Origin of the sequence: Bacillus sp. TH50 (genome assembly GCF_016650565.1) — a bacterium.
GTDB lineage: Bacteria > Bacillota > Bacilli > Bacillales > Bacillaceae_G > Bacillus_A > Bacillus_A mycoides.
Genome location: NZ_JAEKFM010000008.1, coordinates 426,054 through 437,562, shown reverse-complemented (window position 1 = coordinate 437,562; position 11,509 = coordinate 426,054). Strand labels below are relative to the sequence as shown.

Sequence of the window (11,509 nt, the reverse complement as noted above, 5' to 3'; positions counted from 1 at the left end):
ATAAAATGTTTGGACTGTATTATTTTAATCAAAACTTAAAGTTAGGAGGATTTAATATGGCAGATTGTACAGGTTTAGCCTGTTTTTTATTCTCTTCGTGGCCAACGGGAACAGTTGTTACAGTTACTACTAGATCAGGTCAAATTATTGGACCTGCTATTTTTTCACTGTTCTTTCCGAATATATGTGCAGTAGTATTGGTAGAAGAAGATGTGATAACCCCCTCTTCTACCAATACTATATTCATAAGTTGTGAAGATATAGAAAGTGTTACTTTAATCACTCCTTAAGATGATTCATATTGTTCTAGCTTAATCCATATTTAAGACATTCTAATGAATGTCTTTTTTCATGAAAAATCTAATCAGCGTACCCTAAAATGTACCATTCTATTGTTTCAATAAATTGCCTTAATTTCATTTTTTTCTCTTCTAAAGGTTACTTGTCTACACATCGTTCTACAAACTTTCATATGATATAGTATATTGTTTAAAGGAGGGATAAATTTGTTCTTATGCAATTTATTTGGTTGTTCAGGTGGAGTATGTAGTATTTTTAAAAATTTACAACCAGGCGAAGTCGTTACTGTTACTGGTAAATCTGGAAATATTATTGGACCTGCTATTTTTACAAATTTCAATCCTACTACTTGTATCGTCACATTAGAAGAGGAAAATTCAGTTACTCCTCCTACTACAAGTATTACTAAGATCAGTTGTAAAGAAATAGAAAGTGTTACGTTTATCTCATAATATATTTTAAACCTAAAGCAGGGATTGAAATATGAAACTCTTATACATTACTTCTGGTTACTCAAAAATCTATCAATATCTAGATCAAAGCATACAGAGAGCATTTATCGATCAAAATTTTGAATGGTTAGCAGTACAGCCGTGTGAATTACTCGAACAATTGGATTTCATTACGGCAACATTTCATCCTGATATTGTTTTCACCTTATTAGGGAATCATCTACCACAAAAAGCAATTCATTATTTTAAAAAAAGGAACATTAAATTAGCTGTCTGGTTAACTGAGGATCCATTTTATATAGATACTTCGCTTCTTCTATTAAATAACTTTGATTTTATATTTACTATTGATAGCGAAGCACTTAAATATTACACAGCTTTAGGATATATCAATGTATATCACTTACCATTAGCAACTAATATAGATGTATTTAAACCTAGTCTAAAAAATCCAAAATATAAAAGTGAAGTTTTGTTCATTGGATATCCTTATCCAATCCGTGTGAAATTGATACAGTTTCTTTTGGAAAAAACCCCTTATCACTATACCATTATTGGTAAGCACTGGAGAAATAAGTTATTAAAAAAATGGAAAAATCACCGAAGAATTAAGATTATAGAAGAATGGATTCCACCTCAAGAAGTTGCTCTCTATTATAATAACGCTAGTCTTATATTAAATCCGCATCGTAGTCATCTATTTCCACAGAATAAAAATAAAAATAGAGTGAAAAATAATACTATTAATAATCGTACCTTTGATATTGCAGCTTGCCAAGGATTTCAAATTATTGAAGAAAAATCTGACCTTTCATCTTTCTTCAATAAAGATGAAATTATATCCTATAACAGCTTTGAAGACTGTTTAAATAAAGTATCTTTTCATTTGAATGATACGATTTCGAAAAGAATTAATAGTCGAAAAAATTCATACAAAAGTTATTACACAGCATACTTTTCATGAGAGAATCCATTTTATTACGACTATTTTACAATCACAACTTCATTAGGTTATTAAATTAAAAATATCTTTTCTTCTATAATCATTCTGAATAACTTAAAATGCCTTTTCATTAAATTGAAAAGGCATTTTAAGTTATTCAACGAATTCCTAGTAGTATCTAATTGTACCCTATCAAATAAGATCCCACGAAACAGGCGTTCCTTTTTCAATGTCCTTATTCGCTTTCTTTCCGATAATTTTGGATAAGTGTTTTGGCAATAAACCATTCCCTGGTCTAATAGCTTTAATATTCTCATTTGTAAAGACTTCTCCCGCTTTTATGTTTTCTACTACATATAATGATCTTCTAAATTTTAACGAATCTTTTTCTATATCAGTAGGGCCATAATATACATTCCCCAAAGATTCCCATGCTTTTTCAGTTTCGCTTACTAATAATTTAAATTCAGCAGGTTCCATTGAAAAATCAGCGTCAACTCCTCCATCCGATCTCGAAAGCGTTAAATGTTTCTCAATTACTGTGGCTCCCAAGGCGACACTCGCTACAGATACTCCTACCCCAAGTGTATGATCAGACAAACCTACTTCACATTTAAATAACTCCTTCATATGAGGTATCGTAGCTATATTTGTAGATTTCGGAGATGCAGGATACGTACTTGTACATTTTAATAGAATTAATTCTTTACATCCCTCTTCTCTCGCAGCACTTACTGCTTCATCTAGTTCAGCAATCGAAGCCATACCTGTCGAAATGATTATTGGTTTTCCTGTTGCTGCTACTTTACGTATAAGGGGAATATCAGTATTTTCAAAAGATGCGATTTTATAACAAGAAACATTTAATGACTCTAGAAAGTCTACAGCTGTTTCATCAAACGGCGTACTAAATGGTACCATCCCTAACTCTATACAGCGATCAAAAATGGGTTTATGCCACTCCCATGGTGTATAAGCTTCTTTATATAAATGATAAAGTGTTTTACCTTTCCATAAGCTTTTCGTATCCTGAATTAAAAAATCACCATTTTCTATATTTAAAGTCATTGTATCTGGTGTATATGTTTGAATTTTAAATCCTTGTGCCCCAGCCTCCGCAGCTGCCTCTACAATTTGCAACGCCCTATCTAATGATTGATTATGATTCCCTGACATTTCTGCAATAATAAATGGTGGCAAGCTATTGCCAATCTCTCTACCTCTGATATATACATTACTCATTTTTTTCACCTTCAAGTTCTTTTTTTATTGCTTCTTTCCTTTCCGCCCATTGTTCATGAGACAGGGCCATTGTAATAACATCAATATAATTCATTATCCCTGTAAATATAGTTTTCATATCTTCCATCTTCTTGGAACCCAAATTTCTGATGGAAATTTAAACTAATACGGTTTGATTCTATTATTTCTGCACAAACTTTGTGTATGTCATTTGTTTCAAAAATATAGTCTAATGCTAATAAACCTAATACCGTTCCAGCACGTTTTACGCTTTGTTTGTCACCTATATAAAATCCCCAATAACAAGTCCGATCCATTTTATCTATTTTTGTAAAATTAACAAATCCAATTGGTTTTTCTTCATATGTTAATAATCTTGCAACTTTTGTATCATCCACTACTAGTTTTTCATACCACTTTAAATGTTCGTCTATTGTTATTTGATGATCTTCATACATAACCGAGCGAATTTCTTTTGTATTCCGCCACTGTAAAATAAGTTCTAAATCTTTCTTTTCTAACTTTTTCAATTGAAAATCCCCAATATTTAACATACTATCCTCCTAAAATAATTTTTGCTATTTCATTTGAATTACTGGCACACTTTATGGCAAGAGCTTTATTAGACATTTCTCTCACTTTATCTGAATCTGTTAAAAGTTTGTTTAGACATTTCGTAATGGTTTCATCTGAAACACTTTCAGCTGTACCGATATTCCATGTAGCTCCGGCCTCCGCCACAGCTTTGGTTACTTCTATTTGATTTTGTGCAGTTGTAATTGTTATAGAAGGTAATCCAAGAAAACAGCGCTCCCATGTTGTTGTTCCCCCAGCTCCTATCCCTAAATCCGCTCGTATCATAAACTCTTCAATATTCTCTATTTGACAATAAAATGAAGCGTTTGAAATGCTCTTGCAATAATTTTGAATATCTTTCTTATGAGGATTTTGGCTTCCTACCACTACATCTATTTTTAAAGTATCACTATTAATATTTTCTAAAGCTCTTAACGTTTTTAATGTCTCATTTGTTACATCATGTCCACCAAAAAAAATAAAGATTCTCTCAATTTCTCCTGTTCTTTTTCGTGAAAATTTCTTAGCGGCATGAAACTCTGGCCGTAGTATAGCGTATTTAGGCCCCAATTTTACTAATGAGTGCTCTGGTATTAAATCTTTATAGCGACCATTAAGGTTATCGTATAAATTTTGGTCTAGTAACAAATCACAGTCGTGCATTCGATTTGCAAGATCATCGATTACCATGATTTTTCTTACATTTTTTCTTAAAGCAGACTCCCACTTATTATCTAATCCATAATGATCAACAATTACCCAATCAAAGTTGGGAAGTTGTGACAAGATATCATTTGTCTGTTTTGCATCAACAAACCAATGATATTTTAGCCAGTATAAATAACTCCCGTGTACTGTACTTAAGAAATTCGTATTTTCACCATCTGCATCTAATAAAAATACATGAAATCCTTTATTTAAAATATATTGATGCAAATCACCTTGTAGCTTACGACAAATGAAATATACTTGAGCACCTTTATTCCGTAACTCATGAGCCAATGTTAAACAACGCATAATATGACCAGTACCTATCTCAATAGATGCGTCGGCGCGAAAGGCAATTTTTTTCTCAAGCAAGTTACTCCCTCCTCACTAAAAGCACTACAATTTATTAATTTATAATTTTGTTTCTCTATTTAGCTCATCTACTAATGATTGTTGATTTGCCCATTTCAATTTCACATGACTATTAATTTGAATAAGTTCAGAATTTCGAAGGATGTAATCTTTTATTTGATGAAAAAATAAAGGTTTAGATTTTACATTCAAAATTTTATAAAGTTTATTGAACATATCTAGATCTGGTTGTTCGTCTAATGTTAACCTCCAAGTAGGATAACAAAATGCTGGGGGAGTTTCACTATATTGATACGGAATAAATGTGGATTATTAATAAAATAAAACGGAAGGTATTCTGCATAGGTTAAGGTTTTTGGGGTTTGTAGCAAACGTTCAATTGCTTCTAATGTGAAAATATCGCCTGCTGTTCCGACAGGTAACGTACTTAGCTGTGCTTGTGTATAATCTGCTCCACTTTTCAAATGTTGCTCTAGTAAATAATTATTGATTTCTGGTGATACAACTGGGCAATCTCCTGTAATCCGCATAACAATGTTTGCATTTTCTTGTTTTGCAGCTTGGAGTATGCGATCTGCGGTATTTTCTGGATCACCTCTGAAAATTTTAACCTTCCCACCTAGATCAAATTTTTCTAAAGGATCATCTTGTGCTACATCTGAAGTAGCAAGTATGACTTGGTGTCCCCCAGGAATAGCTAATGCATTTATAAGACAGCGTTCAATAGAAGGGATTCCATGTATTGGCAATATTGCTTTTAAAGGCAACCTAGTAGATTTTAATCTACAAAGTACAATAATTACTACTTTAGGAGGTTCAATAACCTCATTCGTTAATGGAGTTCCTGCTTGCAAATTATATAAAGCTACTTGAGGTAATAATTCCTCAAACTGAAGCTGGTTCAGTGCATTTTCAACGATACCTAGTTCCATATCAACTTTATTAGCTGTAATGATTTCTCCTTTTTTTATATCAACTTTTGTTACTGCTCTTAACAACTTTTTGTTTCGCAATTCTAATAACACCCCTTTCATTTAATGTTTAGCAACTCTATAAAACGAAAGAACTTTTCTTACTGCTTTTATTACATCCCATACATCATCCTCTGCCATTTTAGGAAATAGAGGAAGAGTAATAATTTCCTCGTATAAATTTTCTGCTTCTGGACAAAGGCCCTTTCCATAACCTAAATTTTGATAAAACGGTTGTAAATGAACCGGTATATAGTGCACATTCACACCAATATTTTCTTTTTGTAATGCCTCATAAATTTCTTTTCGATTACCCTTTAATAATTTAGTATTTAACCGAATGATATAAAGGTGCCAACTTGAGTGGGTTTGGGGCAATTGCTTTGGTATGATGATTTCAGGTAAACTATTAAATTCTTTATTATAAATGTCTACATATTTCTTTCTAATCTTAATAAAAGAATCTAATTTACTTAACTGTGATAAGCCAAGAGCAGCCTGTATATCAGTCATCCTGTAATTGTAACCCAAAAATTGCATTTCATAATACCAAGGCCCATGATTATCAAGAAGTTTTTGAGGATTCCTTTCAATTCCATGTGTACGAAATTGAACAAGCTTTTCATAAAGCAAAGTATTATTTGTAGTAATTACTCCACCCTCTCCTGTTGTAATATGTTTCACAGGATGAAAGCTAAACATTGTCATATCACCAATTGAACCAATCTTTTGGTTTTTATAAGTGGCTCCTAATGCATGTGCTGCATCTTCAATGATAATCAAGTTATTCTCATTTGCTATTTTTTTTATTTTATCTAATTCTACAGGCTGCCCAGTAAAGTGTACGGGAATAATAGCCTTTGTTTTGTTTGTAATCTTTTCCTCTATAGACTTAGTACTGATATTGTATGTTTCATAGTCTATATCAGCGAAAACTGGATTTCCACCCTGGTATAAAATACAATTTGCACTTGCTACAAATGTCATTGAGGTTGTAATTACTTCGTCTCCCTCTGTGATTCCAGCTGCATAGCAGGCAGCATGCAAAGCAGCTGTACCACTTGAAAAAGAAACAGCGTATTTTGCCCCAACGTATTTTGCTATAGCCTCCTCAAACTGTTGAATCGTTGGTCCTGTCGTTAAAAAGTCTCCTTTTAATATATCTATAACTGCCTGAATATCATGGTCATCAATTTGTTGTTGACCATAAGGCAAATATGTTCCTCTAACAGGATTTCCCCCATGTATACCGAGAATTTCCCTGGCCATTATTCTTTCTCCTTAGGGTTAATTTTTAAAGATTTAATCCACTCTTCTGTTTTAATAACTCCATCTTCTAAAGAAATTTTCGGTTCCCAATTTAATATTGTTTTTGCTTTTTCATAGTTACATAATAATTTTTGAATTTCACTTTGTGGATGGATATGAGTTACATGTTGAATCCTTACTTTATTTCCCGAAATCAATTCTGCTAATTTATTAATTGATATATCTTGTCCTGTTCCTGCGTTGATAATATGACCATTTGCTTTAGAAGAATAGCCTGCTTTCAAAACGAAATCTGCACAATCTTCAACATATAAAAGGTCTCTCGTTTGTTTCCCATCCCCATAAATATTTAGTGGTACTTTATCTAATTTATTATTTATAAAAATGGCAACAACCCCACCTTCACCTCCAGTTTTCTGGAATGGTCCGTACGTATTAAATGGACGAATTACCACAACTGGAAGCTTATAAGCATAATAGTAAGATAAAACCATATTTTCAGCAGCTATTTTTGATCCAGCATATGGAGAAGCTGGTTTAATGGGGTCTAATTCTGATATTCCTTGTGTATTAGTAGCTTTATCATATACCATACAAGTACTCATAAAGACCATTTTGACATTATGCTTATGACATTGTTCTAACAAATTAAAAGTACCTATTGTATCATTTTCAAAAGTCGTTCTAGCATCATCTATACTATCTTGAACATTAATACTTGCTGCTAAATGATAACAAAGGTCAAATGAATGATTTTTAAATAATTGGTCAACCAATTTTTTATCTTTAATATCTCCTTGTATACATTGCTTCAAGTTTAAATCATGAACGAACTCGATAATATTTGCTGTAGTTGAATTCGCTAAATTGTCTAATATCCATACTTCATGCTTATCTTGCAATAATCGCTTTACAACCCACCTACCAATAAATCCTGCACCACCAGTTACTAATATTTTCATAATTTCTCCCCTCCTGCTAGTAGTTGCTGGTTTATAATCAAATTTCTAAGCTCTTCTTTTGAAATCGCATCTTGATAATCAGAACGATAAAATCCTGGCTTCGCTCTATTGGCATTTTCATATTGAGCACCCTTTTTTAGTGGACTTGGTATGATAAACATATCCGGTAATTCAAAAGCCTGTAAAGATTCATCATGTGTCATAAGTTCTTCATACATTTTTTCACCAGGTTTTAATCCAATTTCTTCAATCTTAATACTATCCTTGGACAAACTATACAACTTTGTAACTTCTTCTATCATCACTTCACTTAAATCTTTTAATGAAATAACTGGCATTTTCAATATGAAAGTTTCACCGCCCTTTGCTATTTTCATTGCTTCAATTGTTAACATAGTTGCTTGGTTCAGTGTCATCATAAATCTGCTCATACTAAGATCCGTTACAGTTATTTTGTGATTTTGTTTAATTTGGTTTTCAAATAAGGGAATAACAGAGCCTCTTGACCCCATAACATTCCCGAAACGAACACTTGCGAATATCGTTTCACTTGAACCTTTTGAATATTCCGCTGACGTAATCAATCTTTCAGCAGTCAATTTTGTTGCACCGTAATTATTTGTTGGTGAAATTGCTTTATCAGAGCTTGTAAAAATCACCTTTTTTACTTTCTGGGCAATTGCCGCTCTTATTACATTTTGTGTTCCAAAAATATTGGTCAAAACCGCTTCAAACGGATTATATTCACAAAAAGAAACATGCTTCATCGCTGCAACATGGAACACATAATCAATATTTTCCATTGCGCTATATAGGCGATCATAATTGCGAATATCCCCGATTAAATAACGTATATTTTGATTATTATCCCTAAATTCTTCTTGTAATAAAAATTGATTATATTCACTTCTACTAAAAATCCTTACAACTTTTGGCTTTTCCTGTAGAACATTAGAAAGAATGCTTTTTCCAATTGTTCCTGTTCCACCAATAATTAAAACGTTTTTATCTTTAAAAAACATAGAAATGTATACCTCCTCTTATTAAAATAACTTTTAGCCAAGAATATTCTCTCCTCAATTCGTGTGTAGTTCTATAGGCAAACAATTAAGTGAGAGATAAACTAGCTTTTGCATATTGAAACATACGTTTTTATTGCAAATTTATGTTACATATTGATCATTAAAATCTGAGGATATGGTGTTGTTTTAGGAATCCCTTACTTCAAAAATAAATAAGGGATGATGAGCTCAATCTTTTTCACTTTGAATTAAATTTATCAATTTTTTAGTGCATGCTTCTTGCGGATAGTTTTCATTAATAAATTTTCTTCTTAATTCTTTCGCTAGATTTGATTGTGAAGAATCATTTAGGACCTTTTTAACTGTGCTAAGCATATCTTCAATAGAGTGATTTACAAGCCAATCTAGTGTATCGTAATATTTATAATCTCTATCTTCTAATAGCGATTTATAAACAACTACAGGTATATCTAATAACATTGCCTCTAACCCTACCGTTGAATTCGAGATAACCACAAGATTTGCATGTAAAATAACATCATACATGTTCACTTCATTTGTTATATATTTAACATTAGGATATAAGTTACTTAACCTAATATATTCTCCCACTAGGTTACGCCCTTTTTCCCAAGGATGAGGCTTTATAATAACCGTAATATTTTTGTCCTTCACTAACTTTTCTGTCAGTTCAATATAAAATGAAGTTTTAAATGGCTGGGTTGCAATAAAAATTACTTTTGTAGTGGGATCTATTTTTAATGTTTTAAAAAGCTTCTTTTTATCCATATATGTCCTATTGAAGATGTCATCAAATCTGGGGTGCCCCACAATCTCTATTTGAGATTCACTACTCCCTTTTTGAAGGTACCAATCTTCTTCATATTTCCCATATACGACCTGTTTTGTAGCGAAAACTGGAAAGTATGCTTCTTCACCCATTATCGCACCATGCTGAAGACAATAACTCGGTATCCCTTCACTTTTAGATAGAAAAGTAAGAGCTCTGCTTGCTATATCCTCCGTTGTGCCAACAATCACACCAGAAATAACTTGTTCTTTAAAAATGAAATATGCCATATTAAGTTTCTCAATCATAATAGGGAGGTCGCTGAGTAATTTTTTTTGAAAAAACATGTTTGAAAATAGTGGATGTTTATTAAACTTTGAATAGATTTTTTTAGCCTTTTCGATAAAAACATGTGCAGTATTAGGGGCTTTATTTATATAATCTGGTGCACAAATTGTAGGAAGACCATAAAGTTCTGTCTTTTTTGATCTAGTTAATATCTTTGTATGATTTGGATTAAAGTGAGTAAAATTACTTACTGAAAAACGGAGATAATCTGAATTCAGGAGAATCACTCCATTTTGATTTATTCTTTTTATCTTTGATTGAAATGAAGACATTCTTTTTTCAAACTCTAACTGCAACTGTGTTTCCTCTATAGGTTCAATTGACAGTTGTTTATAAAAATCTTTTTCTTTCATTTTATTTTTTACATCTTCGTCCAAATATTGATAGAAATTACTCAGTAATGGTAAAGCAACATTATAATGCTTTAATTCTGAAAAAATATTTATATACTCTAGATTTAATAACCAATAATTTTTCAAATAGATGTCACTCAACATTTCACCCTCTTTTTTTTCTTAAGTCTTCTCTTAATTCTTTACATGTTCTTTGTGGTGGTAATAATTGTACAAATTCATTTTTTTCTTCCGCAAATAACTGCGCATGGATTGAATGTGAAGTTATATAATTGATATCTAAAACTTCATCTAAAGGATGAAAATCCCAATAATGATTTAATCTCCAAAAAAAGCGTGCATCTCCAATACGATAAAACTGAGGATCTTCATCCCAGTAAGAACTCCACCTTTTTTCAAGAATCGGCAAAACAGATGCTCTATGCATTATAGAACAATGATCAATTGCGCATGGCGCATTATTAGTGACTTTTTTTGCAGGCCTTTCAACAATTTTGATAGGTAAATCTGATTCATCTAGATGGATCGTTTTTGATGCAGAATATACAATTTGAACATCTTTATTCTCATCAAGATAACTAGACATCATTTTAAGTCGCTCTTTTTCGTATTGATTATCATCTGTAATATAAGTAATATACTCCCCTTTTGCATGTTTAAGTGCCTCGTTAATTAAAGCAGCATATCTGACTTTTTTTGTTCGTTCAGAAATATGGGCTACATTACTTTTATAAAAGTGTACATTTTTCTTGTTTATGAATGGTTGAATCACTTTCTGAGTCATTTCGTTAGAATCATCATCCATAATAAAAAGTTCAAAATCTTGGAAAGTTTGGTTTAATACACTTAATATCGATTTTTCTACAAATGTGGGCTTATTATAACTCGTCATAATAACTGTAATTTTAGGCAAATATTACTCTCCTCCTTATCATTAAATACAAAAATAGTTACGTTATTATATAAACGAGAAAGGACGAATCCGTTCCGATAATTTTTAAAAAGATTTATATATGTAATAAAATGATAAAGTAGCTATTTTATTTGCCCATGCATCTTTTTTATAATCCGCTATAGTCTATACCATATCTATGAACAAGTAATAAACTATTTAAGTACAAAAAAGAAAATATCAATAGTTAGAAACAACTAACTCCAAAGATTCAATTAATATCCACCTGAAAATATTAAGCTATCCAAA

General features: G+C 31.7%; 9 protein-coding genes and 3 pseudogenes. 3 read left to right on the top strand and 9 right to left on the bottom strand.

Annotation, left to right across the window (positions count from 1 at the left end; genetic code table 11):
- Positions 1–56 precede the first annotated feature (56 nt).
- The 3 genes and pseudogenes from JFU23_RS30175 to JFU23_RS30165 all read left to right on the top strand — a co-directional run bounded on the left by JFU23_RS30175 (position 57) and on the right by JFU23_RS30165 (position 1,762).
- A complete protein-coding gene (locus JFU23_RS30175; RefSeq protein ID WP_193665755.1) occupies positions 57–290 on the top strand; it encodes a CGEA protein in 234 nt (77 codons plus the stop codon).
- 216 nt (positions 291–506) lie between these two features.
- Entirely contained in the window at positions 507–752 is a 246-nt protein-coding gene (locus JFU23_RS30170) for a CGEA protein (protein ID WP_085311207.1), read from the top strand.
- 31 nt (positions 753–783) lie between these two features.
- Positions 784–1,762, top strand: a pseudogene (locus JFU23_RS30165) (CgeB family protein).
- Between the two features lie 125 nt (positions 1,763–1,887).
- On the opposite strand, the gene pseI reads toward JFU23_RS30165, so the two are convergent.
- The 9 genes and pseudogenes from pseI to JFU23_RS30120 form a co-directional block, all read right to left on the bottom strand.
- Entirely contained in the window at positions 1,888–2,937 is a 1,050-nt protein-coding gene (pseI, locus tag JFU23_RS30160) for a pseudaminic acid synthase (RefSeq protein ID WP_201033537.1), read from the bottom strand.
- A pseudogene (gene pseH, locus JFU23_RS30155) lies at positions 2,930–3,491 on the bottom strand (UDP-4-amino-4,6-dideoxy-N-acetyl-beta-L-altrosamine N-acetyltransferase). The gene pseI and the pseudogene pseH overlap by 8 nt, the downstream one beginning before the upstream one ends.
- 1 nt (position 3,492) lies before the next feature.
- Positions 3,493–4,593, bottom strand: coding sequence for a UDP-2,4-diacetamido-2,4,6-trideoxy-beta-L-altropyranose hydrolase (gene pseG, locus JFU23_RS30150; protein ID WP_201033536.1), 1,101 nt, complete (start codon positions 4,591–4,593; stop codon positions 3,493–3,495).
- A gap of 39 nt (positions 4,594–4,632) precedes the next feature.
- A pseudogene (locus tag JFU23_RS30145) lies at positions 4,633–5,627 on the bottom strand (cytidylyltransferase domain-containing protein).
- Positions 5,628–6,833, bottom strand: coding sequence for a UDP-4-amino-4,6-dideoxy-N-acetyl-beta-L-altrosamine transaminase (gene pseC / locus JFU23_RS30140; RefSeq protein ID WP_201033535.1), 1,206 nt, complete (start codon positions 6,831–6,833; stop codon positions 5,628–5,630).
- Complete coding sequence (locus JFU23_RS30135) at positions 6,833–7,795, bottom strand: dTDP-glucose 4,6-dehydratase (protein ID WP_201033534.1); 963 nt, start codon at positions 7,793–7,795, stop codon at positions 6,833–6,835. The genes pseC and JFU23_RS30135 overlap by 1 nt, the downstream gene beginning before the upstream one ends.
- The gene (locus JFU23_RS30130; protein ID WP_201033533.1) at positions 7,792–8,817 is read right to left on the bottom strand and encodes an SDR family NAD(P)-dependent oxidoreductase; all 1,026 of its coding nucleotides are present in this window, start codon (positions 8,815–8,817) and stop codon (positions 7,792–7,794) included. The genes JFU23_RS30135 and JFU23_RS30130 overlap by 4 nt, the downstream gene beginning before the upstream one ends.
- Before the next feature lie 228 nt (positions 8,818–9,045).
- The gene (locus JFU23_RS30125; RefSeq protein WP_201033552.1) at positions 9,046–10,449 is read right to left on the bottom strand and encodes a CDP-glycerol glycerophosphotransferase family protein; all 1,404 of its coding nucleotides are present in this window, start codon (positions 10,447–10,449) and stop codon (positions 9,046–9,048) included.
- Positions 10,450–10,453: 4 nt separating this feature from the next.
- Positions 10,454–11,221, bottom strand: a complete 768-nt coding sequence (locus tag JFU23_RS30120) for a glycosyltransferase family 2 protein (RefSeq protein ID WP_201033532.1) — start codon at positions 11,219–11,221, stop codon at positions 10,454–10,456.
- Positions 11,222–11,509: the final 288 nt, after the last annotated feature.